The sequence below is a fragment of the Streptomyces sp. NPDC030838 genome, assembly GCF_055572035.1.
Genome location: NZ_JBVIED010000001.1, coordinates 760682 through 784299 on the forward strand (window position 1 = coordinate 760682; position 23618 = coordinate 784299).

Annotated in this window: 17 protein-coding genes and 1 pseudogene; 11 read left to right on the forward strand and 7 right to left on the reverse strand. The window is 72.4% G+C overall.

Going from position 1 to position 23618, the window contains the following annotated elements; translation table 11 throughout:
- Window positions 1–2 precede the first annotated feature (2 nt).
- Window positions 3–350 (reverse strand): winged helix-turn-helix transcriptional regulator, encoded by a 348-nt coding sequence (locus ACZ42A_RS03410; RefSeq protein WP_468525436.1) that lies wholly within the window; start codon window positions 348–350, stop codon window positions 3–5.
- A gap of 108 nt (window positions 351–458) precedes the next feature.
- Here ACZ42A_RS03410 and ACZ42A_RS03415 point away from each other — a divergent pair, with 108 nt between their 5' ends.
- A complete protein-coding gene (locus tag ACZ42A_RS03415) occupies window positions 459–1397 on the forward strand; it encodes an NAD(P)-dependent oxidoreductase (protein ID WP_468525437.1) in 939 nt (312 codons plus the stop codon).
- Window positions 1398–1440: 43 nt separating this feature from the next.
- Here the strand turns inward: ACZ42A_RS03415 and ACZ42A_RS03420 are convergent, their stop codons facing one another.
- Complete coding sequence (locus ACZ42A_RS03420) at window positions 1441–2982, reverse strand: outer membrane protein assembly factor BamB family protein (RefSeq protein WP_468525438.1); 1542 nt, start codon at window positions 2980–2982, stop codon at window positions 1441–1443.
- A gap of 297 nt (window positions 2983–3279) precedes the next feature.
- Between ACZ42A_RS03420 and ACZ42A_RS03425 the strand changes: the two genes are divergently transcribed.
- The 4 genes from ACZ42A_RS03425 (at window position 3280) to ACZ42A_RS03440 (ending at window position 8723) form a co-directional block, all read left to right on the forward strand.
- On the forward strand, window positions 3280–4494 hold the full coding sequence (locus tag ACZ42A_RS03425; RefSeq protein ID WP_468525439.1) for an NAD(P)/FAD-dependent oxidoreductase: 1215 nt from the start codon (window positions 3280–3282) through the stop codon (window positions 4492–4494).
- A complete protein-coding gene (gene nirB / locus ACZ42A_RS03430) occupies window positions 4494–7112 on the forward strand; it encodes a nitrite reductase large subunit NirB (protein WP_468525440.1) in 2619 nt (872 codons plus the stop codon). The genes ACZ42A_RS03425 and nirB overlap by 1 nt, the downstream gene beginning before the upstream one ends.
- Window positions 7109–7462: a nitrite reductase small subunit NirD gene (gene nirD / locus ACZ42A_RS03435; RefSeq protein WP_468525441.1), complete on the forward strand. Its 354-nt coding sequence runs from the start codon at window positions 7109–7111 to the stop codon at window positions 7460–7462. The genes nirB and nirD overlap by 4 nt, the downstream gene beginning before the upstream one ends.
- Before the next feature lie 112 nt (window positions 7463–7574).
- Window positions 7575–8723: an NADAR family protein gene (locus ACZ42A_RS03440; RefSeq protein ID WP_468525442.1), complete on the forward strand. Its 1149-nt coding sequence runs from the start codon at window positions 7575–7577 to the stop codon at window positions 8721–8723.
- On the opposite strand, the gene ACZ42A_RS03445 is transcribed toward ACZ42A_RS03440, so the two are convergent.
- The 3 genes from ACZ42A_RS03445 to ACZ42A_RS03455 are packed head-to-tail and all read right to left on the reverse strand — an operon-like array spanning window position 8687 to window position 11389.
- The gene (locus tag ACZ42A_RS03445) at window positions 8687–9097 is read right to left on the reverse strand and encodes a VOC family protein (protein ID WP_468525443.1); all 411 of its coding nucleotides are present in this window, start codon (window positions 9095–9097) and stop codon (window positions 8687–8689) included. The genes ACZ42A_RS03440 and ACZ42A_RS03445 overlap by 37 nt on opposite strands.
- Window positions 9098–9134: 37 nt before the next feature.
- Entirely contained in the window at window positions 9135–10802 is a 1668-nt protein-coding gene (locus ACZ42A_RS03450; protein ID WP_468525444.1) for a SulP family inorganic anion transporter, read from the reverse strand.
- Window positions 10799–11389, reverse strand: coding sequence for a carbonic anhydrase (locus ACZ42A_RS03455; RefSeq protein WP_468526124.1), 591 nt, complete (start codon window positions 11387–11389; stop codon window positions 10799–10801). Before ACZ42A_RS03455 ends, ACZ42A_RS03450 begins: the two co-directional genes overlap by 4 nt.
- 200 nt (window positions 11390–11589) lie before the next feature.
- Here ACZ42A_RS03455 and ACZ42A_RS03460 point away from each other — a divergent pair, with 200 nt between their 5' ends.
- From ACZ42A_RS03460 to ACZ42A_RS03475, 4 genes and pseudogenes are all read left to right on the forward strand, one after another.
- A complete protein-coding gene (locus ACZ42A_RS03460; protein WP_468525445.1) occupies window positions 11590–12288 on the forward strand; it encodes a response regulator transcription factor in 699 nt (232 codons plus the stop codon).
- Window positions 12289–12464: 176 nt separating this feature from the next.
- Window positions 12465–13268 (forward strand): annotated as a pseudogene (locus tag ACZ42A_RS03465) (sensor histidine kinase); the annotation flags it as partial.
- A 66-nt stretch (window positions 13269–13334) separates the two neighbouring features.
- Window positions 13335–14492 carry an alkaline phosphatase PhoX gene (locus ACZ42A_RS03470; protein ID WP_468525446.1) on the forward strand — a complete coding sequence of 386 codons (1158 nt, stop codon included), beginning with the start codon at window positions 13335–13337 and terminating at the stop codon, window positions 14490–14492.
- 152 nt (window positions 14493–14644) lie between these two features.
- On the forward strand, window positions 14645–15586 hold the full coding sequence (locus ACZ42A_RS03475) for an SMP-30/gluconolactonase/LRE family protein (RefSeq protein ID WP_468525447.1): 942 nt from the start codon (window positions 14645–14647) through the stop codon (window positions 15584–15586).
- 112 nt (window positions 15587–15698) lie between these two features.
- On the opposite strand, the gene ppdK is transcribed toward ACZ42A_RS03475, so the two are convergent.
- Window positions 15699–18446: a pyruvate, phosphate dikinase gene (ppdK, locus tag ACZ42A_RS03480; RefSeq protein ID WP_468525448.1), complete on the reverse strand. Its 2748-nt coding sequence runs from the start codon at window positions 18444–18446 to the stop codon at window positions 15699–15701.
- 433 nt (window positions 18447–18879) lie between these two features.
- On the reverse strand, window positions 18880–20106 hold the full coding sequence (locus ACZ42A_RS03485) for an ROK family protein (RefSeq protein ID WP_468525449.1): 1227 nt from the start codon (window positions 20104–20106) through the stop codon (window positions 18880–18882).
- Between the two features lie 120 nt (window positions 20107–20226).
- On the opposite strand from ACZ42A_RS03485, the gene ACZ42A_RS03490 reads away from it, so the two are divergent.
- Together ACZ42A_RS03490 and ACZ42A_RS03495 are read left to right on the forward strand one after the other, a co-directional pair.
- Window positions 20227–21666, forward strand: a complete 1440-nt coding sequence (locus ACZ42A_RS03490; protein WP_468525450.1) for an MGH1-like glycoside hydrolase domain-containing protein — start codon at window positions 20227–20229, stop codon at window positions 21664–21666.
- Window positions 21663–23615 (forward strand): amylo-alpha-1,6-glucosidase, encoded by a 1953-nt coding sequence (locus ACZ42A_RS03495; RefSeq protein ID WP_468525451.1) that lies wholly within the window; start codon window positions 21663–21665, stop codon window positions 23613–23615. The genes ACZ42A_RS03490 and ACZ42A_RS03495 overlap by 4 nt, the downstream gene beginning before the upstream one ends.
- Window positions 23616–23618 lie beyond the last annotated feature (3 nt).

The window sequence follows — 23618 nt, forward strand, 5'->3', positions numbered from 1 at the left end:
GGTCACGCCACCGGCTCCGGCGCCTGGCCCAGCACGTTCGCCTTCCCCCACACGCCGAGCGGCTCCAGTGCCTCGTTGAGCGTGACGCCCCGCGGTGTCAGCGAGTACTCCACGCGCGGCGGCACCTCGGCGTACTCCTCCCGGTGCACGATCCCGTCCGCCTCCAGCTCCCGCAGATGCGCGGCCAGCACCTTCTCCGTGACCCCGGGAAGCGCGCGGCGCAACTCGCCGAAGCGGTGCGGCCGCTCGCCCAGCGCCCACAGGATGAGCACCTTCCACTTCCCGCCGATCACGTCCATCGCCGCGTCGACCCCGCAGGTGTACGCCCCCGCCCGCCGTCCGATCGCCATGTCCGACCCCCGCCTCTCGTCCGCTGCCTCGACGCTTCCCTCGTGGTAACCACCCACTCCGAAGTGCGTACTTGAGCAGGCGGTTGACCCTCTACGAGGCTAAGCGCCATGACCGACACCACCCCTTCCCCGAGCCCCCGCGCGCCCCGCGCCGACCTCACCCCCCTCACCCTCCTCGGAACCGGCGCCATGGGCACCGCCCTGGCCCGCGCCTGGCTGGCCGCCGGGCATCCCGTGACCGTCTGGAACCGCACCCCGGCCCGCGCCGAGGCGCTGGCCGCCGAGGGCGCGACGGTCGCCGCGAGCGCGGCCGCGGCGGTCGCCGCCAACCGGCTGGTGATCGCCTGTCTGCTGGACGACCCGTCGGTCGGCGAGGCGCTGGAGGGCGCCGACCTGTCCGGGCGGGACGTGGTGAACCTGACCACCGGCACGCCCGCCGAGGGCCGCTCCCGCGCCGCCTGGGCCGAGGCGCGCGGCGCCCGTTTCCTGGACGCGGGGATCATGGCCGTACCGCCGATGATCGGGCAGCCGGACTCCGGGGCCTATGTGTTCTACAGCGGCTCGGCCGAGCTGTTCGAGGAGCACCGGGCCACCCTCGCCGTCCCGGCGGACGCCCGGTTCGTCGGCACGGACCCGGGCTTCGCCGCGCTGCACGACGTGGCGCTGCTGAGCGGGATGTACGGCATGTTCTCCGGGATCGCGCACGCCTTCGCGCTGATCCGCGGGGAGGACATCGCGCCGAAGGACTTCGCCCCGCTGCTGGCGGGCTGGCTGAACGCGATGGCGGGCGCGGTGCACGAGACGGCCGAGAAGCTGACGACCGGCGACTACACGAAGGACGTGGTCTCCAACCTCGCCATGCAGGTGCAGGCCGGACAGCGGACCCTGCTGCGCACGGCCGACGAGCAGGGCGTGAGCCAGGAGCTGCTGCGGCCGTACCTGGACCTGATGAAGCGCCGGCTGGACGAGGGACACGGCGACGAGGACACCACCGGGGTGATCGACCTCCTCGCCGTGCGTCCCGGTCCCGCTAGGTCGTGTCCGTAAAGTCCCGTCGTCCGCCCGGAGGGCGGGACTTTGCGGACACGGCCTAGGGCCTGACCGCGAGCAGGGGCGGGTGGCCGTCACCGTCGGCGTTGGCGACGACCCAGGTGTCGCCTGCCCTGACCAGCTGTGCGCTGCTCTCGATCAGTCCGCCGGCCTCGCGGATCATCGTGCCGTCGCTCTCGCCGCGCCGTTTGCCGTCGGCCGCGTCGAAGGTCCACAGCCGCTGGTTGCCGCCGAGCGCCGCGACGTCACCGTCGCCCGCAGGGGCCAGGGCGACGACCGGGATGCCCAGGTCGGCGTGCCACAGGCGCTGCCCATCGCGCAGCGAGTAGGCGACGACCCGCTCGGCGGAGTCGGCCCCGGGCTTGGTGGCGGCGACGACGAGTGCCTCGCCGCGCACCACGGCCGCCAGTGCCGGGCGGGCACCGAAGCCGTCGCCGACGATCGTCAGGTCCTCCTCGTCGGCGGTGAGCGGGATCTGGACCGGGTCGCCGTCGCCCGGGTAGGAGAGCACGGCGGACACGCCTCGCTCGTCCTCCTCCGTCAGCAGCAGGGTGAACGGTTCGGCCGCGACCACCATGGCCGTGCTGACGGCGCTCTCCACGGGCAGCTGCCGGCGGGCCCGCTCCTCGCCGGTGGCGTTGTCCAACGTGACCAGCCACGCGGACCGGAACTCGCTGAACGTCTCGCAGCCGACGACGACACGGGTGGTGCCGCCGGCGGCGGAGGCCACCTTCGGCCCGCATTCCACGTCCTCGTCGGCGGGCGGCTTGACGCCCTTCGGCTCGGTCAGCTTCGTGGTCCAGCGCGGGGCGCCGTCGGCGAGCCCGTAGCCGTGCACGGCGCCGTCGGCGAGGGCGACGGCCGTGCCCGCGTCGGCCGCGAGCAGACCGTCACTGGCGGACGTGAAGAGCGTGACGCCGTCGATGTGCCGCTCCCACACCTTGCGGCCGTCGCGCACATCGACCGCCCACACCGTGTCGCACGACTTCTCGTGCCGGCCGAAGGCGACCAGGCCGATGCCGTCGACGACGGTGTCGCTCATCCCGCACACCGACTCCCGCACCGGCGCCCGCAGCACCCAGCGGCGGTCGCCGCCCCGGGAGTCGTATGCGATCAGCGCGTCACCGCGGGCCCGGACGACCGTCCCGGCGTCCTCCCCGACGCTCCACACGCCGAGCCCGCGCACCGAGGCGGGCCGGTCCGGTACGGCCTTCCAGGCCAGGTCGAGCACCGGCCCGCGCATCGCCAGATACCCCTGCCAGCCGGGCCACAGCACGAGCAGCGCGCCCACCACGAGGAGGACGGGGGGCAGTGCCTTGCCGGGGCGGCGGTGGGTGAACCCGCCGACGGCGACCAGGGCCGCGACGACGCCGGCGAAGGAGCAGAGGAAGGCCAGCAGGATGGTCGGCGTGGTGCCGTCGGGGCAGGGGCTGTAGCGCCCGCCGCAGGAGTTGCCGGGGATGGACGACCATCCCAGGTAGTGGTACTCCGCCGCGAGCCCCAGCACCGCCCCCGCCAGGACCACCAGTCCGGCCCACGGCAGCACCCGGTTTCCGCGCGGTCTGTCGTCGCCCTCGGCCATGTCGCCCCCCTTGTTCCGTCGATCCGGCGCTCCCCAGCGCCACCGCCTCACGACAGGGCGGCGCCGGAGCATAACGCGGCGGAGTGGATCATGTCAGCGGAACCCGGGCGCCCTCCCCGCCGCCGTGGCTTTCGCACCTCACAGCGCCCCGCCCCCTCGGCTTCCGCACCTCACAGCGCCCCGCCCCCGCCCTCCGGCAACCCTCACACCCCTCCTCCGCCTCCGCTGAGGGCAGAGTTCCCCGGGTGAAACAGACGTGATGCGGCCGGGTAACACCCACACCGCACGCTCAGGAGCATGACCTCGAATACGCGTGTGGTGGTGATCGGCGCCGGCCTCGCGGGCGTACGGCTCGCCCGGCGGCTCGGTGAGCTCGGCACGCCCGCGCTGCTGATCGGCGAGGAGGAGCACCGGCCGTACAACCGGGTGCTGCTCGCCGAAGTGCTGGCCGGACGGTACAGCCCCGATGTGATCGCCCTCCCGGCGCCCGCGGAGCTGACCCGTGCGCGAGTGACCGAGATAGACCGCGACAGCCGCAGCCTGCGCTGCGCGGACGGCTCGGAGATCGCATACGACACGCTGGTCCTGGCCACCGGCTCCAACCCGGTGCTGCCGCCGCTGCGCGGACTGTTCACCCCCGACCACGAACTGCCCGAGGGCGTCCACGCCTTCCGCACCATGGACGACTGCCTGGGCCTGTCCAAGGCGGTCCGGCCGGGCGTGCGCGCGGTCGTCATCGGCGGCGGCCTGCTCGGGGTCTCCGCGGCCCGCGCCCTCGCGATGCGCGGCGCGCAGGTCGTGCTCGCCCAGCAGTCCGAGCGGCTGATGGAGCGGCAGCTCGACCCGGCCGCGTCCAAGCTGGTCCGGCGGCACCTCATCGACCTCGGGGTCGAGGTGCACACCGAGTGCCGGGTGCGGGACGTCCGCGTGGTCGGCGGCGCGGTCCGCTCCGTGGAGATGGCGGACGGATACGCCCTGGACGCCGACCTCGTCGTCCTGGCCTGCGGGGTCCACCCGCGCGTCGGCCTCGCCAAGGCCGCCGGGCTCGCCGTGCACAAGGGCGTCCTGGTCGACGACGAGCTGCGCACCTCCGACCCGCACATCCGCGCGATCGGGGACTGCGCCCAGCACGACGGGAACGTGTACGGCCTCGCCGCGCCCGCCCTCGAACAGGCCGACGTGCTCGCCGCCCTGCTCACCGGGAACGACAGCGCCCGCTACACCGGCACCCGTTCCCTCACCCGCCTCACCCTCTCCGGTCAGGCCCCCTTCGACCTCGCCGCGTTCGGCGAGACGGAACCCCGCCCCGGCGACGACGTCGTGCAGCTGACCGACGCCACCCGCGGCACCTACCGCAAGGTCGTCGTCCGCGACGACCGCCTGATCGGCGGGGTCCTCGTCGGCGAACTCGGCACCGTCGGCGCGCTCGCCCGCGCCTGGGAGGGAGCAGAGCCGCTCCCCTCGGACGGCGGCCCCCTGCTCCACCTGCTCACCAACGACGGAGGCTCCTGATGTCCACGACCGCACCTGCTGGGGACCGCCCCTCGATCGTGCTCGTCGGCCACGGCATGGTCGGCCAGCGCTTCCTCGAGGCGCTCGCCGAGCGCGGCCTGACCGCCACGCACCGCGTGGTCGTGCTCTGTGAGGAGCCGCGTCCCGCGTACGACCGCGTGGCGCTCACCTCGTACTTCTCGGGCAAGACGCCCGAGGACCTGTCCATGACGGACATGGCGTTCATCGAGGAACACGGCATCGAGCTGCACATCGGCGACCCGGCCGAGACCGTCGACCGCGCGTCCCGCAAGGTGACGGCGCGCTCCGGTCTCGTCGTGGACTACGACATCCTCGTCCTGGCCACCGGCTCGTACCCGTTCGTGCCGCCCGTCCCCGGCAAGGACGCGACCGGCTGTTTCGTCTACCGCACGATCGAGGACCTGCTCGCGATCGAGGAGTACGCGAAGACGAAGGCGAAGACCGGCGCGGTGGTCGGCGGCGGTCTGCTCGGCCTGGAGGCCGCGGGCGCGCTGAAGGGCCTCGGCGTCGAGACGCACATCGTGGAGTTCGCGCCGCGGCTGATGCCGGTGCAGGTCGACGAGGGCGGCGGCGCGGCGCTGCTGCGCACCATCGAGGACATGGGCCTGTCCGTCCACACGGGCGTGGGCACGCAGGAGATCGTGGCCGACGCCGCGGGCGTCGTCACGGGCATGAAGCTGTCGGACGGCTCGGAACTCGCCGCCGACATGGTGATCTTCTCCGCCGGTGTCCGCCCGCGTGACCAGCTGGCCCGCGACTGCGGCCTGGCGGTCGGCGAGCGCGGCGGCATCACCGTCGACGAGCAGTGCCGTACCGTCACCGACCCGCACGTGTTCGCCATCGGCGAGTGCGCGCTGGCCGCGGACGGCCGGGTGTACGGCCTGGTCGCGCCGGGTTACGAGCAGGCCGAGACGGCGGCGGCCACCATCGCGGCGGACGAGGCGTCCTTCACCGGTGCCGACCTGTCCACCAAGCTGAAGCTGCTCGGCGTGGACGTGGCCTCCTTCGGCGACGCGCACGGCACCGCCGACGACTGCCTCGACGTCGTCTACTCCGACTCCCGCTCCGGCCTGTACAAGAAGCTGGTCATCGGCCGCGACGGCACCCTGCTCGGCGGCATCCTGGTCGGCGACGCGGAGGCCTACGGCACCCTGAAGGCCTTCACCGGCTCCGTCCCGCCGGTCTCGCCCGAGGCGCTGGTGCTGCCGGCCGGTGCCGGAGCGCCCGTCCAGCTCGGCCCGACGTCGCTGCCGGACGACGCGATCATCTGCTCCTGCAACAACGTCCGCAAGGGCACGATCCGCGAGGCGGTCACCGAGCACAAGTGCACCACCGTGCCCGAGGTGAAGAAGTGCACCAAGGCCGGTACGACGTGCGGCAGTTGCGTCAAGGTCCTCGGCCAGCTGGTCACCGCCGAGCTGGAGGCGAGCGGCGTCGAGGTCGACAAGGGCCTGTGCGCCTGCTTCTCGCAGACCCGCGAGGAGCTGTACGAGATCGTCCTCGCCCTGCGGATCACCTCCTACCAGGACCTGCTCGACCGCTACGGCCGCGAGGAGGCGCGCGGCGGTGACGGCTGCGAGGTCTGCAAGCCGACGGTCGGCTCGATCATCGCCTCCCTCGCCCCGACCATCGGCGCCGACGGCTATGTCCTGGACGGCGAGCAGGCGGCCCTCCAGGACACCAACGACCACTTTCTGGCCAACCTCCAGAAGAACGGGTCGTACTCCGTCGTCCCTCGTATCCCCGGCGGTGAGATCGCCCCGGAGAAACTGATCGTGATCGGGGAGATCGCCCGGGACTTCGGCCTCTACACCAAGATCACCGGTGGCCAGCGGATCGACATGTTCGGCGCGCGCGTGGAGCAGCTGCCGTCGATCTGGGCCCGCCTGGTCGACGCGGGCTTCGAGTCCGGTCACGCCTACGGCAAGTCGCTGCGCACCGTGAAGTCCTGCGTCGGCCAGACCTGGTGCCGCTACGGCGTCCAGGACTCCGTCCGGATGGCGATCGACCTGGAGCTGCGCTACCGGGGGCTCAGGTCGCCCCACAAGCTGAAGTCGGCGGTGTCGGGCTGCGCCCGCGAGTGCGCTGAGGCCCAGTCGAAGGACTTCGGCGTGATCGCCACCTCCAACGGCTGGAACCTCTACGTCGGCGGCAACGGCGGCGCCACCCCGCGCCACGCGGACCTCCTCGCCCAGGACCTCTCCGACGCCGAACTGATCCGCCTGATCGACCGGTTCCTGATGTTCTACATCCGCACCGCCGACCGCCTGGAGCGCACCTCCACCTGGCTGGAGCGGATCCCCGGCGGCCTGGACCACGTACGCGACGTGGTCGTCCACGACTCCCTCGGCATCTGCGAGGAGCTGGAGAACCTGATGGCCGCCCATGTCTCGCACTACCGCGACGAATGGGCCGAGACCATCAACGACCCCGAGAAGCTCGCCCGGTTCGTGTCCTTCATCAACGCGCCCGACACCCCCGACCCGGTGGTCGGCTTCGTCCCCGAGCGCGACCAGATGAAGCCGGACCTGCCGTTGCTGTCGATCGGCCTGCGCCCCACCGGCGAAGACGTTCTGGAAGGAAGCGCCCAGCGATGACCCTGGCACCCGAGACGACCGACCTGAAGGTCCAGCTCCGGCTGGCGGACGACGACTGGTTCACGGTCTGCGACCTGCACGTGCTGATGCCGGGCCGCGGAGTGGCGGCCCTGCTGCCGGACGGCCGCCAGGTGGCCCTCTTCCGCGACCGCAAGGGGGAGCTGTACGGCATCGACAACCGCGACCCGTTCACCGGCGCGGCCGTCCTCTCCCGCGGCCTGACGGGCACTCACCAGGGACGCCCCTTCGTCGCCTCCCCTCTCCTGAAGCAGCGGTTCGACCTGCTGTCCGGGCAGTGCCTGGACGACGAGACCGTACGTGTGACGGCGTACGAGGTGCGGGCGGCCTGAGCCGACACCGCCGCCCCACCCCGACCGCCACCGCTCACCGGCCAACCCTGCCTGCCCTGCCCCGGCCCGGTGAACGGTGGCGGTCCGGCGTTCCCGCGAGAAGAATGCCCGCATGATCGGCAGACGCATCATCCACCGCACGGCGGACGGCAGGCGGATACCCGGCACCTGGCGGCACGCCTTCATCCGCAACGGCGACTACTTCCTGACCGACCTCTTCATCTACGCCGACGGCCTCGTCGACTGCTGGGGCCTGGTGACCCTGGAGGAGTTCGAGGAGAAGCTGCGCAGCGGCTGGGTCGCCACCGAACTCCCCGAGGGCGCCCTGGCGTCCGCCCACGACCTCGCCTGGTGGAGGTTCGCCGAGGCGCACACCGGGCTCACCCCCGAGCTGCTGCTCGCCGAGGTCCGCGACACCATCGACCAGCTCAACGGCCGCCCCGATGCGACGGCCCGCTGCCTGGCCGCCGTGGATGCCTTCCTCGCCGACCGCACCGAGGAGAAGCGGGCGGCGGCCCGCGAGGCGTACCTCGCCATCCCGGAGACACGGCGCCGCTATGCCCTCGGGGACATGGACCGCAAGGACTGGCCGCTGAAGGCGCTGGTGGCGGGGCCCGGCGGACGGATGGAGTCCCGGCCGGAGGAGCCCCTCACACAGGAGGAGTACGACTCGGCGGTCGCCTACTTCGAGGACCGCGCGAAGTGGCTCGCCGATCGGCCGAAGCGGGTACCGCCGGACGGCCCCGCGACGCCGGTCGCCCCGGCGCTCCACCTCCCCCAGAGCTACCCGCTGAAGCCCTCCGCCGACCCCGGCAAGAAGGCTCTGCGCAACGGCTATCCGGCGCCCGTCGACATCGACGGCGTCACCTACCCGTCCGTCGTCCACGCGTACTGGGCCCTCGCCACCGACGACCCCGCCGCGCGGGCCGCGATCGCGGACGCCGACACCCCCTGGACCGCCGCCCGGGACCTCTCCGTCGCGGCCGGCTGCCGCGAGGGCTGGGAGCACACCCGTACAGCCGTCATGACCCGCCTGCTGCGAGCCAAGTACACCCAGCATCCGGACCTCGCCCGCATCCTGCTGGACACGGGCGACGCGACGCTCGTCTACGACGACATCGACTCCGAGTTCTGGGGTGACAACGGGGGCCGGGGGCGCAACTGGACGGGCCGGCTGCTGGAGCTGGTCCGCGCGGAACTCCACGTCCAGCGCGCGGACTCCGGTCAGCCGTCCTCCAGCTCGGTGAACAGCGTCAGCTGAAGGGCGCCCGGGGCTTCGAGCCGGGAGTTCAGCGAGTTCCAGGGCGTGCGGGTCGGCTCGGCGACCACCTCCGCCCCGGCGGCGGCCAGCCGCTCGGTGGCCGCCGCCGAGTCGTCCACCTGGAAGGCGACCCTGATGTGCCCGGCCACGCCGCGCCGCCCGACCTCCACCTCGTCGATGAACTCCGCGTGGTTCGGGTCGGTGATCTCCAGCGTCGCCCGCCCGGCCTCCAGGATGGTCACCCGGCCCCCGGGGGAGCTGAACGCCGCCCGCTCGGGCAGGCCCAGGACATCGCGGTAGAAGCGGAGTGCGGCGTCGTAGTCCTCGGCGGTGACGACGAGGCGCAGTTCGCGGACGGCGGGGGCGTCGGACATCGGGGCTCCTGAAGGTCGTACGGTCACTGACCGGCCCTCAACTCCGGGACGGCTCCGGCCATTCCCGTGCCCCGTCCACGGGCCGTGCGTCCAGCTGGAACCACTCGGCGGTGGGCCCCGGCACGGGCGCCTCGGCCGGTGCCCGCGGAGCCCGGCCGGGATCCGGCATCGGCACGCCCGGATCCGGCATCAGCACCTCCACCCGCACCCCGGCCCCCCGCTGCTGGGCCGTGAACTCCTCGATCTGGGTCCGGCAGGCGTGGTCCAGGTGGGTCACGCCGAGCAGGTCCAGCCGGATCCGCGGCCTGCCGGACGCCGCCGCGGCCTCCAGCGCCTCGATCAGCCGCGGCAGCCGCAGGAAGGTGGCGTTGCCGGACATCACCACCCGCGCGGTGTCGTCCGCGACGTCCTGCCGTACGACCGCCCGGGACATCCGCAGCGCGGCGAGCACCACTCCGGCGGCCAGCCCGATGAGCACGCCCTCCAGCAGCGCGGTGGCCATGATGACGACCGTGGTGAGGGTCATCACCGCGAACTCGCCCCGGTCCTGGCGCCACATCTTCGGGAACTCCTCCGGCGCGAACAGCTTCCATCCGCTGTGCACCAGCACCCCGGCCAGCACCGAGACCGGGATCAGCGCCAGCACCTGGGGCAGCAGCAGCGCGAAGGCCAGCAGCCACAGGCCGTGCAGGGTGCGGGAGATCCTGGTCTTCGCCCCGGCCTGGACGTTCGCCGAGCTGCGGGCGACGACGGCGGTGACGGGCAGCGCGCCCAGCAGACCGGCGACCGTGTTCCCGGCGCCCTGCGCGACGAGTTCGGTGTTGTAGCGGGTGCGCGGTCCGGTGTGCATCCGGTCCACGGCGGCCGCGGTGAACAGGCTCTCCGCCGAGGCGATCACCGTGAAGGTGAGGATCGCGGTGAGGATCCCGGCGTCGGCGAGCCCCGCGAACTGCTCCGGCCCCGGCACGTCGACGGAGTCGGCGAGGTCACCGACCCGCAGCGTCCTGACGTCCACGCCGGGGAGGGCGGCGACGGCGATGCCGACGCCGACGGCGACGAGCGCGGCCGGGATCTTCCGCAGCGGCCCCGGGACCTTCTTCCAGACGAACGCGAGCGTGATCGTGAGGATCCCCAGCCCCGCCGCGACGACCGCCTGCCCGTCGGCGACGGTACGGGCGACCAGCCCCGGCACCCCGGCGATGTTCTCGAACGGCGTGCCCGGCGCCTTCGCGTCCGCCATCGGATACAACTGGCCGAACATCAGCGGCAGTCCGATCCCCGCGAGCATCCCCTGGACCACGGCCAGGGAGATCGCCTGGAACATCCGCCCCAGCCGCACCACCCCCAGCACGATCTGCAACACCCCGGAGAACAGCACGATCACCCCGAGCATGGCGACCCCGTGCTCCCGCACGGTCTCCGCGACCAGCGCGGCCAGCCCCGCCGCCGGCCCGCTCACCTGCAGCGTGCTCCCGCGCACCGCGCCCACCACCAGCCCGCCCACGACCCCGGAGATGATCCCCAGCTCGGCGGGGACACCGGAGGCGACCGCGACCCCGATGCACAGGGGCAGCGCGACCAGGAAGACGACGAGGGAGGCGGTGATCTCGTTGACGAGGTCGACCCCGCCGGGACCCGGCTTGGTGCCTGCGGCGCCCGCGCTCCTCCTCGGGGAAGCGCCCCTGCGCGCGTGTGCCCCGCTCATGAGGCGTGCACCCGGAACCGCCCGTCGTCGCCCAGTTCGTGGACGACGCCGGTGTCGATCTCGTAGTACCAGCCGTGCAGCCGCAGCCGTCCCTCGTCCGCCAGCCGCCGGACGGCGGGGTAGCCGCGCAGCGCGTCCAGCTGGTTGCGGACATTGGCCTGCACGACGTCGGCCAGCTCCCCCGTCACCGGAGTCAGCCCGCCCCGCACCTGGTCGAGCCACGCGGCCACCGCCGGCAGCCCCGACAGATCGGCCCCGTCCCGCAGCGCGGCCATCGCCCCGCAGTGGGAATGGCCACACACCACGACGTCCTGAACGCCGAGCACGTCCAGCGCGTACTCGATGGTGGCGGCCGCGCCGCAGGCGGACCCCTGCGCGCCGTAGGGCGGCACGATGTTGCCCGCATTGCGCAGCTCGAATATCTCACCGGGCCGTGCGCCGGTGATGAGCGCGGGAATCACTCGTGAATCGGAACAGGAAATGAACAGAGCCTCGGGAAATTGCCCGACGGCGAGTTTCCGGTATGTGTCGCTCTCGAATCCGACCCGCCGCCCGAACGATCGTGCGCGATCCAGCAACGCCTTCATCATGCCTCCTGACTTCGGTTCCGACGCATCGAGAACGTAGGGGAGGGCAGACCAGAGAAAGGTTAAGCGAAGACCAAAGCGAGGAATTGCAAGCGGTTTCTGAGGCCCTTTTCACAAACTCCGGAATCGGGCCCGAAAACAGCACCGTCTCCAGTAGCGTGCCACTCCCCTCCCCCTTTTCATTGGAGAGACAGAACGCCATGGGCGTACAAGTGCTGCTCATCGAGGACGACGAGACGATCGCCGAACCGCTCGCCGAGGGACTGCGGCACTACGGCCTGACGGTGCACCGCGTGGCCACGGGCGAGGAAGGCCTGAAGGGCCCCTACGGCGATGTCGTGCTCCTGGACCTGGGCCTGCCCGACATGGACGGCATCGACGTCTGCCGCGCCATCCGCGAGACCTCCGACGTCCCCGTCGTGATCCTCAGCGCGCGGGGCGAGGAGGCCGACCGGGTGCTGGGCCTGGAGCTGGGCGCGGACGACTACCTGGCGAAACCGTTCTCCCTACGGGAGTTGGTGGCCCGTATCCGCGCGGTGCACCGCCGCCACGGGCGGCCGCCGGCGCACGAGGGCGAGCCGGGCGGCGAGGAGACGCCGGGTCCGCTGGTCGTGGACCGCCGTACCCGCCAGGTGTGGGTGGGCGAGACCCCGATAGCCCTCACGCCCAAGGAGTTCGACCTGCTGGCCCTCCTCTCCGAGGACGCCGGCGCGGTCTACTCCCGGCAGCAGATCCTGGACCGCGTCTGGGACGAGCACTACGAGGGCCCGACGAAGACCCTCGACGTCCATGTGGCCACCCTGCGCCGCAAACTCGGCGACCCGGCGTGGATCCAGACCCTGCGCGGCGTCGGCTTCCGTCTGGCGGTCCGCCCGCAGCGCGACGACACCCCGTCATGACCCGCCGCCTGCTGGGAAGTCACCTGTGCGGGGCGGCGGCCGGATGGATCCTGGCGCGAGCGCACGCGCACGGCACGCCCGGCGCGCTCGCCCTCCTCCTCACCGCGGCGTCGGCGATCGCCCTGGCCCGCTGGGCGGCGGGCCCCCTCCGCACGCTGGAGGAGGCCTTCCACCAGACGGCCGCCCGTCTGGAACACCTGCTGACCTCCCAGCACGCCTTCGCGGGCGAGGCCTCCCACCAGCTGAAGACCCCCTTGGCGGCCCTGCGCCTGCGCCTGGAGACCCTGGAACCGTCCCTGTCCCCTCCGGCCCGCGCCACCCTCACGTCGGCGGTCACGGAGACCGACCGCCTGGCCCGCATGATCGAGGGCCTGCTGGCGATGGCCCGCCTGGAGGAGCAGGCGGCGACACCGGCCCCGGTGGACGTCGGCGCGGTCTGCGCGGAACGCCACAGCGCCTGGCACCCGCTGTTCGTCCGCGAGGGCGTCTCCCTGGTCCTCTTCGCCGGCAGCGTGGGCCCGGTCCTGGCGCTCCCCGGCGCGGTGGAGCAGATCCTGGACAACCTCCTCTCCAACGCGCTGCGCGCCTCCCCCGCCGGCAGCACCGTCACCGTGGAGCTCCGCCTCCACACGCCCACCCGCCGCCCGCTGCGCGACAGCCGCCCCTGCTGGGTCGACCTCCACATCACCGACGAGGGCCCCGGCATGACCCCCGAGCAGCGCGCCCGTGCCTTCGACCGCTTCTGGCGCGCTCCCGGCGCCCCGAAGGGCGGCACCGGCCTCGGGCTGTCCCTGGTCCAGCGCCTGACCCGGGCGAGCGGAGGCGAGATCACGCTGCGGGCGGCGGCGACGGGCGGGTTGGACGCGGTGGTACGACTGCGCTCGGCGGAACCGCCTGCCGCGCTCCTCCCCCGACGCGCCATCCCCGTATACGCCGACCCGTCACGGCATATCCATGACCCGTCCACCCGCCTCCTCTAAGGTCCCGGAACGCACGACCCCGCCACCGACCGGCGGCGGGGCGGACACGGCACTCTTGGAGTGAGAGTGGAACGTCGTAGCCTCCTGCGTGCGGCCCTGATCGGCGGCTCTTCCGCCGCGCTCGGCGGAACCTTGTGGCGCGGCGCCGCGTACGCGGCCCCCGCCCAGCCCGGCACCGGCCCGTACGGCCCCCTGGGCAGCCCGGACGCCAACGGCATCAGACTCCCCAGCGGCTTCACCAGCCGCGTCATCGCCCGCTCCGGCCAGCGCGTGGCCGGCACCTCGTACACCTGGCACAACGCCCCCGACGGCGGCGCCTGCTACGCCGACGGCACGGGCTGGATCTACGTCTCGAACTCGGAGATCAACCCGGGCGGCGGCGCGAGCGCGGTGAAGTTCTCGTCCACCGGCGCGATCACCGGCGCGTACCGCATCCTCTCCAACACCCGCACCAACTGCGCGGGCGGCAAGACTCCGTGGAACACCTGGCTGTCCTGCGAGGAGGTCGACCGCGGCTACGTCTACGAGACGGACCCCTGGGGCACCAAGGCCGCCATCCGCCGCGACGCGATGGGCCGCTTCAAGCACGAGGCGGCAGCGGCCGACCCGGTCCGCCAGGTCATCTACATGACCGAGGACGTGTCGGACGGCTGCTTCTATCGCTTCAGGCCGACGACCTGGGGCGACCTGTCGTCGGGCACCCTGGAGGTGCTGGTCGCCGGCACCGGCACCTCGGGCCCGGTCACCTGGGCCCGCGTCCCCGACCCCACCGGCGCCACCGCCACCCGCAGCCAGGTCTCCGGCGCCAAGCGCTTCAACGGCGGCGAGGGCTGCTACTACGCCAACGACACCTGCTGGTTCACGACGAAGGGCGACAACCGCGTCTGGCAGTACAACGCGGCGACGCAGACCATCCAACTCGCCTACGACGACTCCCTCGTCACCGGCGGCACGGCCCCCCTGACGGGCGTCGACAACGTCACGGGCGCGGCCTCCGGCGACCTGTACGTGGCCGAGGACGGCGGCAACATGGAGATCTGCGTCATCACCCCCGACGACGTCATCGCCCCCTTCCTCCGCATCGACGGCCAGACCGGCTCCGAGATCACCGGCCCGGCGTTCTCCCCCGACGGCCGGCGCCTGTACTTCTCCAGCCAGCGCGGTACGACGGGCAGCTCGTCCGGCGGAATCACGTACGAGGTGACGGGCCCGTTCCGCGCGTAAGCGCCCGGACGCGGACAAGGTGGGACCCGACGGAACCGTCATGGGCTGTCGACTTGCTGTCGACTTCCCCGCACCGGTCGAGCCGGCCGCGGCAATGACGTTTCATCGAGTCCCACCGCCCCTGCACGCCTCACTCTCACGGAGGCCGACCCATGCCCCGGAACCACCCCCACCCTTCCCGGCGCACCCTCCTCGGCGCCGCCGCCGTCGCCGCGCTCACGGTGGCCACCACGGCCGAGGCCGCCGCGACCCCCCACCCCACCTGGCCGGCCGAGTTCCCGCTTCCCGACGGCTGGCTCCCCGAAGGCATCACCATCGGCGCCAAGCCGTACGCCTACATGGGCTCCCGCGCCAACGGCGCCATCCTCCGCACCGACCTGCGCACCGGCACGAGCGAGATCGTCCACGCGGGCACGCCGGGCACGGCGGCGATCGGCCTGAAACTGGACCGGGACGGGCTGCTGTACGTGGCGGGAGGCGCGGGCGGCACGGCGAAGATCGTGAACGCCCGAACGGGCACGGTGCAGCGGACGTACGAACTGACCTCCCCCACGGGCCATTTCATCAACGACGTGATCCTGCACAAGGACCGCGCCTGGTTCACCGACTCCCGGGCCCCGATCCTCCACGGCGTCCCGCGCGGCGGCGACGGGGAGGTCCGGGAGCTGCCCCTCACCGGCGCCTGGGAACAGCTCCCCGACATCATCAACGCCAACGGCATCGTGACCACGCCCGACGGCCGGGGCCTGATCGTCGTGAAGAGCACGCCGGGCAAGCTGTACAACGTCTCCCTCAAGACCGGCGAGGCCGTGGAGATCACCCTCTCCGGCCAGGACACGGTGGTCAACGGCGACGGCCTGTACCGCATCGGCCGCACCCTGTACGTCGTCCAGAACCGCCTGAACAAGATCTCGGTCTGGCACCTCGACTCCACCGGCACCGCGGCCACCCTCCACACCACGATCACCGACCCCCGCTTCGACGTCCCCACCACGGCGGCCCGCCACGGCGACCGCCTCTACCTGGTCAACGCCCGCTTCACGACTCCGCAGACGCCGGAGACGACGTTCAACGCGGTGGCGGTACCGATCTGAACCGAGAGGGCGGCACCCCCGCACAAGGGTGCCGCCCTCTCTCAAGAGACCGGAGTCGTCGCCGATCGGTGAGGGTCGGGTGACAAGCGGCGACTCCGGTGGCCGGGGGAGGTCAGCGGTGGTCGCTGCCCTCCGAGGTGGACGCCGCGCGGCCGGCCTCGAGGCGGGCGACCGGGATGCGGAACGGGGAGCAGGAGACGTAGTCCAGGCCCACTTCGTGGAAGAAGTGGACGGACTCCGGGTCGCCGCCGTGCTCGCCGCAGACGCCGAGCTTGATGTCCGGGCGGGTCTCGCGGCCCGCCTTCGCCGCCGCCTTGACCAGCGCGCCGACGCCGTCCTTGTCGATGGTCTCGAACGGGCTGACGCCGAAGATGCCCTTCTCCAGGTACGCCGTGAAGAACGAGGCCTCCACGTCGTCGCGGGAGAAGCCCCACACCGTCTGGGTCAGGTCGTTCGTGCCGAAGGAGAAGAACTCGGCGGCCTCGGCGATCTGACCGGCGGTCACCGCGGCGCGCGGCAGCTCGATCATCGTGCCGATGGACAGCTTCAGCTCGGTGCCGGTGGCGGCCTCGACCTCGGCGATGACCTGGTCGGCCTCCTCGCGGACGATCTCGAGCTCCTGGACGGTGCCGACGAGCGGGATCATGATCTCCGCGCGCGGGTCGCCCTTGGCGTTCTTGCGCTCGGCGGCCGCCTCGGCGATCGCGCGGACCTGCATGGTGAACAGGCCGGGGATGACGAGGCCCAGGCGTACGCCGCGCAGGCCCAGCATCGGGTTCTGCTCGTGCAGGCGGTGCACGGCCTGGAGCAGGCGCAGGTCGTTCTCGTGCGGCTCCTGGCGGGACTCGGCGAGGGCCACGCGGACCGACAGCTCGGTGATGTCGGGCAGGAACTCGTGCAGCGGCGGGTCGAGCAGCCGGACGGTGACGGGCAGGCCGTCCATCGCGGAGAACAGCTCCACGAAGTCCTTCTTCTGCAGCGGCAGCAGCTGCTGCAGGGCCTCCTCGCGCTCCTCCTCGGTGTCGGCCAGGATCAGCCGCTCGACCAGCTCGCGCCGGTCGCCGAGGAACATGTGCTCGGTGCGGCACAGGCCGATGCCCTGGGCGCCGAACCGGCGGGCGCGCAGCGCGTCCTCGGCGTTGTCGGCGTTGGCGCGCACCCGGAGGCGGCGCTTGCGGTCGGCGAACGCCATGATCCGGTGCACGGCCTCGACCAGCTCGTCGGCGTCCTGGGCGCCGGCGTGCATCCGGCCCTCGAAGTACTCCACGACCGGGGAGGGCACGACCGGCACCTCGCCGAGGTACACCTTGCCGCTGGAGCCGTCGATGGAGATCAGGTCGCCTTCCTCGACGACGTGGCCGCCCGGCACCGTCATCCGGCGGCGCTTGGTGTCGACCTCCAGCTCCTCCGCGCCGCAGACGCAGGTCTTGCCCATGCCGCGGGCGACGACGGCCGCGTGGGACGTCTTGCCGCCGCGCGAGGTCAGGATGCCCTCCGCCGCGATCATGCCGTCCAGGTCGTCGGGGTTGGTCTCGCGGCGGATCAGGATGACCTTCTCGCCCGAGCGCGACCACTTCACCGCGGTGTACGAGTCGAAGACCGCCTTGCCGACCGCCGCGCCCGGCGAGGCCGCGATGCCCCGGCCGACCTGCTCGACCTTCGCCTTGTCGTCGAAGCGGGGGAACATCAGCTGGGCGAGCTGGGCGCCGGTGACACGCTGGAGGGCTTCCGCCTCGTCGATCAGGCCCTGGTCCACCAGCTGGGTGGCGATACGGAAGGCCGCGCCCGCCGTGCGCTTGCCGACGCGGGTCTGGAGCATCCAGAGCTGGCCGCGCTCGATGGTGAACTCGATGTCACAGAGATCCTTGTAGTGGTTCTCCAGGGTCTCCATGATCTGCATCAGCTGGTCGTACGACTTCTTGTCGATCGTCTCCAGCTCCGCCAGCGGGACGGTGTTGCGGATGCCCGCCACCACGTCCTCGCCCTGGGCGTTCTGCAGGTAGTCGCCGTAGACGCCCTGGTGGCCGGAGGCGGGGTCGCGGGTGAAGGCGACACCGGTGCCGGAGTCCGGGCCCAGGTTGCCGAAGACCATCGAGCAGACGTTGACGGCCGTGCCGAGGTCGTGCGGGATGCGCTCCTGGCGGCGGTACAGCTTGGCGCGGTCGCCGTTCCAGGAGTCGAAGACCGCCTTGATGGCGAGGTCCATCTGCTCGCGCGGGTCCTGCGGGAAGTCGCGGCCCGCCTCCTTCTTGACGATCTTCTTGAAGGCGGTGACCAGCTTCTTCAGGTCCGCGGCCTCCAGCTCGGTGTCGACCGTGACCTTCTTGGCCTCCTTGGCCTTCTCCAGCGCCTCCTCGAAGAGGTCGCCGTCGACGCCGAGGACGGTCTTGCCGAACATCTGGATGAGGCGGCGGTACGAGTCCCAGGCGAACCGCTCGTCGCCGGCCTGCTTGGCCAGGCCCTGCACCGACTTGTCGGACAGACCGATGTTCAGGACGGTGTCCATCATGCCCGGCATGGAGAACTTGGCGCCGGAGCGGACCGAGACCAGGAGCGGGTTGTCGGCCTGACCGAGCTTCTTGCCCATCCGCTGCTCCAGCGCGTCGAGGTGCGCACTCACCTCGTCACGCAGTGCCGCCGGCTCCTCGCCGCTCTCCAGGTAGACCTTGCAGGCCTCGGTGGTGATGGTGAAGCCGGGCGGGACGGGAAGGCCCAGGTTGGTCATCTCGGCGAGGTTCGCGCCCTTGCCGCCGAGGAGGTCCTTGAGGTCCTTGTTGCCCTCGGTGAAGTCGTAAACGAACTTCACGCCCTCAACACTGCCGCCCTGCTCGGCTACCTGGGGATCTTTGTTTTCCGACACGGGTCTCGACTCCTCGAGGACGCGGTGGCTGCCCTGACGGCGAGGAACATACCCAGATCGAAGGCCGCTGGGTACGTCTACTTGCGCGTCATGCGCCTGTAACCAGTCGTCCGCCAGCGGATCGAAAGTCAAGGCTTGGTAAGCCGCCGACGGGTCATGTTTTCACTTCTTGAACGCAACAACGCCCGTAGACCGGATTTGGTGCTCACATGAGCGGACTCCAGCACGCCTGAGTTCGATCGGTGAACGATCAAGGGGTGGCACTGAGTGCCACCCCTTGGAGAAGTGCAGTCGCCCATGATCCGCTCATCTGAGCGCAACCCTTATCAAGGGTGGCGAGAATCACGCTGCCACGAGCTGCCGGATTTCACCATCCGGACGCGTCCCGAGATGGAAATCCAGCCGTCACACCCGGCCGTCACACCAGGGTCTCTCAGACCCCCATCGCCCGCAGCCGCTCCTCCACCCGCTCGGGCGCGTACAGGTGCTCCACGACCAGCGCCCCCGCCCCCACCAGGCCCGCCCGCTCCCCCAGCCGCGAGGTCACGACCTCCAGATGAGCGGTGGAACGCGGCAGCGCCCGCTGGTACAGCAGCTCCCGCACACCCGTCAGGAAGGGTGTTCCGGCCAGATCCCCCGCGATCATCAGCACCCCGGGATTCAGCAGGGTCACGACCGTGGCGAGGACGTCGCCGACCCGGCGGCCGGCCTCCCGGGCCAGCCCCACCGCCTCCGGATGCCCGGCCGCGAGCAGGTCCCGTACGTCCGAGCCGGACGCCGCCGGCACCCCGCTCTCGGCCAGCCGTCGGGCGACGGCACCGCCGCTGGCCACGGCGGCCAGACAGCCGTAGGAACCGCACCGGCACAGCGCGCCCGAGCCCTCCGGCACCCGGATGTGGCCGATGTCCCCGGCGCCGCCGTCGATGCCCCGGTAGACCGAGCCGTCGACCACGACACCGGCGCCGATACCGGTGGAGACCTTCACCAGGACGAACGCCGAGCAGTCGGGGTACGACGTGCGCTGTTCGCCGTACGCCATCAGGTTGGCGTCGTTGTCCACCAGCACGGGCACCTCGCCGGCGCCCGTGTGGTCGGTGAACGCCCTGGCCAGGCGGCCCCTTATGTCGTAGCCGTCCCAGCCGGGCATGATCGGCGGCTGGACGACCCGGCCGGTGCCGTTGTCCACCGGGCCCGGTACGGCCAGTCCGATGCCACAGACCTCCTCGGCGCGGTGTCCGGCCTTCTCCAGCAGCTCGGCGAACCAGCGGCCCAGCTCGCCGAGGACCGCGTCGGGGCCGTCCTCGATGACGAGGGTGCCGGAGTGCTCGGCGTGGATCTCGCCGGTCAGCGAGAGGACGGCCGCTCGTGCGTGCCGGGTGTCGAGGTCGGCGGCGAGGACGACCGCGTGTTCGTCGTCGAACTCCAGGGTGATGGAGGGCCGGCCGCCCAGCGGGGAGTCCACCGGTCCGCCGGCGCCCTCGCGCAGCCAGCCCGCGCGGAAGAGCCGGTCCAGGCGCTGGCCGACGGTGGCCCGGGACAGCCCGGTGACCTGCTGGAGCGCGCCCCGTGTGGTGGCGCGGCCACTGCGCACCAGTTCGAGCAGCTCGCCGGCGCTCGCCTGGCCGCCGCTCTTTCCGGTCCTTCCCGGCCGTCCGGTCATGCGCACCCCCTTGTGTTTCTCAAGCTTGCATTACATATTGAGTTTTGCGTGTTAAATAGACGTAACTCTACGGTGGCCATGACCGAACCGGTCGGCCGGACGCCTTTCGGGGAGCCCCGAGTGGATCGCACTGCCCAGCTCACAGTCCGTCGCGCCGAGCGTGACATCGCATACGATCCGCCTCCCGCGGCTGGTTCGCCGCATGTCAGAGCCGCCCAGGTGCTGGAGGACAACTGGACGGGCACCTCCACCGTGCCTTCCCGCGGCCTGTATCCGCACCAGTGGTCCTGGGACTCCGCGTTCATCGCGATCGGCCTGCGGCACCTGTCGCCGTTACGGGCCCAGACCGAGCTGGAGACGCTGCTCGCCGCCCAGTGGGGCGACGGGCGGATCCCGCACATCGTCTTCAACCCCTCCGTGCCGCTCGACGCGTACTTCCCGAGCCCCGACTTCTGGCGCTCCTCGACCGCCGGGCGCGCCGCGGGCGCCCCGCGCACCGTACAGACGTCCGGGATCGTGCAGCCACCGGTGCACGCGCTCGCGGCCTGGCTGGTGCACCGCGCCGACCCGGGTCTTTCGCGGGCGCGCGGCTTCCTCGCCGGGGTGTATCCGCGGCTGGCCGCCTGGCACCGCTATCTGCTGCACCGGCGGGACCTGGGCGGCGCCGGGCTCGCCTCGGTCGTGCACCCGTGGGAGCAGGGCATGGACAACAGCCCCTGCTGGGACGCCCCGCTCGCCCGCGTCACCCCGGCCCCGGCCCGCTCCTTCCGCCGCGCCGACCTCGACCACGGCGCGCCCGAGGACCGCCCGACGGATCTGGACTACGGCCGGTATGTGCGCCTGGCGACGGACTACCGGGACCGGGGATATGCCGACGGGGAGAGCGACTTCGCCGTCGAGGACCCCGCCTTCAACGCCCTGCTCATCGCCTCCGAGCACGCCCTCGCCCGCATCGCCCGCGAACTGGGCGCGACCGGCACGGCCCGGCACGCCCGCGCCGAGCGGCTGACCGGGGTGCTGATCGACCGCCTGTACGCCGAGCGGGAGGGGATGTTCTTCTGCCGTGACGTCCGCTCCGGCGAACTCGTCCCCGAGCGCGGTGTCTCCGGCCTGATCCCGCTGCTGCTGCCCACCCTCCCCCGCGACCTCGCCGGCGCCCTGGTGCGGACCCTCACCGGCCCGCACTTCGGCCTCGGCGACACCACCCGCCTGGTGCCGAGCTACGACCTGCTCGGCGAGTCCTTCGACCGGCACCGGTACTGGCGCGGCCCGGCCTGGTTCAACACGAGCTGGCTGGTGGAGCGGGGGCTGCGCACGCACGGCGAGCGGGAGCGGGCCGACGCGCTGCGCACGGCGGTCCTCGACCTCGCGGACGCCTCCGGGTTCGCGGAGTACGTCGATCCGTACACCGGCGAGGCCTGCGGCGCGACCGGCTTCGGCTGGACCGCCGCCCTCGCCCTCGATCTGGACCACCAGCTCGATCCGGACCACCGGGAAGAGACCGACCAGACCGCCAGCAGTGAGCCCAGCAGTGACCTCAGGGGAGGGGACCGGGGATGACGGACCGGCATCATCCGCTCGTGCACGGCGGGACGTTCGCCGCCGTGGGCGACGGCGGCGACATCAGCGGGGTACGGACCGGCGGGGCGGGGCGGCCGGGCCTGCCCGACGGGCTCTTCGTGCGCGACGCCCGGCATCTGAGCCGCTGGCAGCTCACCGTCGACGGCGCGGTGCCGGAGACCCTGTCGCCGGTGGCCGACGGGGACACCGCGCGCTGTGTGCTGGTCCCGCGCGGCGGACGGCAGGAGCCGCCCGCGTATACGATCTTCCGGGAACAGGCCGTCGGCGACAGCTCGTTCGTGGAGCGGCTGCGGGTCACCAGCAACCGCCCGGTGCCGACCACGGTCCGGCTCGCCATCACCGCCGACGCCGACTTCACCGACCAGTTCGAGCTGCGCTCCGACCACCGCACGTACCACAAGCCGGGCGCCGTCCGCCGCCGCCAGGTCCTCGACCACGGACTGGAGTTCACCTACCAGCGCGGCGAGTGGCGGTCCTCCACGACGGTCACCGCCGAGCCCGCCCCGGACGCCGTCGAGGAGACCGGCACCGGGGCCCGCCGCCTGGTGTGGACCCTCGACCTCGAACCGCACGGCACGGCCGAGCTGACCCTGCGGGTGATGGCCCGGCCGCACGGCGAGAAGCGGGCGCTGCGGGTGCCCAGCTCCCCGGCCGCCGTGGGCGACCGGCAGCTCGCGCGGGAGGGCCGGTTCATGGAGGGCGTGGCCTTCCCCACCGGCTGGCCGGAACTGGCGGCGGCCTGCGCCCGCGGCCTCGCCGACCTGGCCTCGCTGCAGATCCCGGCGACCGGCCCCGACGGCGAGGATCTGCGCGTGCCGGCGGGCGGAGCGCCCTGGTTCCTGGCGCTGCTGGGCCGCGACGCCCTGCTCACCGCCCTGTTCGCGCTGCCCTACCGGCCCCAGCTGGCCGCCGCGACCCTGCCCGCGCTCGCCGCGACCCAGGCCACCGAGGCGCACCCCGGTTCGGTGGCACAGCCCGGAAAGATCGTGCACGAGGTGCGGTACGGCGAGCTGGCGCACTTCGGGCAGGTGCCGTTCGGCCGGTACTACGGCTCGGTGGACGCCACCCCGCTCTTCCTGGTGCTGCTCGGCGCGTACGTCGACCAGACCGGGGACACGGCCCTGGCCCGCCGCCTGGAGCCGCACGCTCGCGCGGCGGTCGGCTGGATGCTGGACCACGGCGGACTGACCTCGCGCGGCTATCTCGTCTACCGCGCCGACCAGGGCGGTCTCGCCAACCAGAACTGGAAGGACTCCCCCGGCGCGATCTGCTGGGCCGACGGCACCCGCCCGAGCGGCCCGGTGATGGCGGCGGGCGCGCAGGGGTACGCGTACGACGCCCTGCGCCGCACCGCCCAGCTCGCCCGTACGGTCTGGGCGGACGAGACCTACGCGGCGCTGCTGGAACAGGCGGCCGGGGATCTCCGCGACCGCTTCCAGCGGGACTTCTGGATGCCGGAGCAGTCCTTCCCGGCGCTCGCGCTGGACGGCGACGGCCGCCAGGTGGACGCGCTGGCCTCCGACGCCGGGCATCTGCTGTGGTCCGGGCTGCTGGACAAGGAGTACGGGGAACTCGTCGGGCGGCGCCTCGTCGACCCGGACTTCTTCTCCGGCTGGGGCGTACGCACCCTGGCGGCGGGCCAGCCGGCGTACCACCCGCTGTCGTACCACCGGGGTTCGGTGTGGCCGCACGACAACGCGCTGATCGCCCTGGGCCTGGCCCGCTACGGCCTGCACGACGAGGCCCGCACGGTCGCGCACGCCCTGGTCGACGCGGCGACGGCGACCGGGCACCGGCTGCCGGAGGTGCTGGCGGGCTACGGCCGCGACACCCACGCCGAGCCGGTGCCGTACCCGCACGCGTGCGTACGGGAGTCGCGGTCGGCGGCGGCGCCGCTCGCCCTGCTGACGGCGGTGGGCGGCGCCTAGACG

Excerpts from the sequence above, each read along its gene's own strand:
- ACZ42A_RS03410 (WP_468525436.1), bottom strand. The coding sequence starts at position 350 with ATGGCGATCGGACGGCGGGCGGGGGCGTACACCTGCGGGGTCGACGCG.
- ACZ42A_RS03415 (WP_468525437.1), top strand. The coding sequence starts at position 459 with ATGACCGACACCACCCCTTCCCCGAGCCCCCGCGCGCCCCGCGCCGAC.
- ACZ42A_RS03420 (WP_468525438.1), bottom strand. The coding sequence starts at position 2,982 with ATGGCCGAGGGCGACGACAGACCGCGCGGAAACCGGGTGCTGCCGTGG.
- ACZ42A_RS03425 (WP_468525439.1), top strand. The coding sequence starts at position 3,280 with ATGACCTCGAATACGCGTGTGGTGGTGATCGGCGCCGGCCTCGCGGGC.
- nirB (WP_468525440.1), top strand. The coding sequence starts at position 4,494 with ATGTCCACGACCGCACCTGCTGGGGACCGCCCCTCGATCGTGCTCGTC.
- nirD (WP_468525441.1), top strand. The coding sequence starts at position 7,109 with ATGACCCTGGCACCCGAGACGACCGACCTGAAGGTCCAGCTCCGGCTG.
- ACZ42A_RS03440 (WP_468525442.1), top strand. The coding sequence starts at position 7,575 with ATGATCGGCAGACGCATCATCCACCGCACGGCGGACGGCAGGCGGATA.
- ACZ42A_RS03445 (WP_468525443.1), bottom strand. The coding sequence starts at position 9,097 with ATGTCCGACGCCCCCGCCGTCCGCGAACTGCGCCTCGTCGTCACCGCC.
- ACZ42A_RS03450 (WP_468525444.1), bottom strand. The coding sequence starts at position 10,802 with ATGAGCGGGGCACACGCGCGCAGGGGCGCTTCCCCGAGGAGGAGCGCG.
- ACZ42A_RS03455 (WP_468526124.1), bottom strand. The coding sequence starts at position 11,389 with ATGAAGGCGTTGCTGGATCGCGCACGATCGTTCGGGCGGCGGGTCGGA.
- ACZ42A_RS03460 (WP_468525445.1), top strand. The coding sequence starts at position 11,590 with ATGGGCGTACAAGTGCTGCTCATCGAGGACGACGAGACGATCGCCGAA.
- ACZ42A_RS03475 (WP_468525447.1), top strand. The coding sequence starts at position 14,645 with ATGCCCCGGAACCACCCCCACCCTTCCCGGCGCACCCTCCTCGGCGCC.
- ACZ42A_RS03485 (WP_468525449.1), bottom strand. The coding sequence starts at position 20,106 with ATGACCGGACGGCCGGGAAGGACCGGAAAGAGCGGCGGCCAGGCGAGC.
- ACZ42A_RS03495 (WP_468525451.1), top strand. The coding sequence starts at position 21,663 with ATGACGGACCGGCATCATCCGCTCGTGCACGGCGGGACGTTCGCCGCC.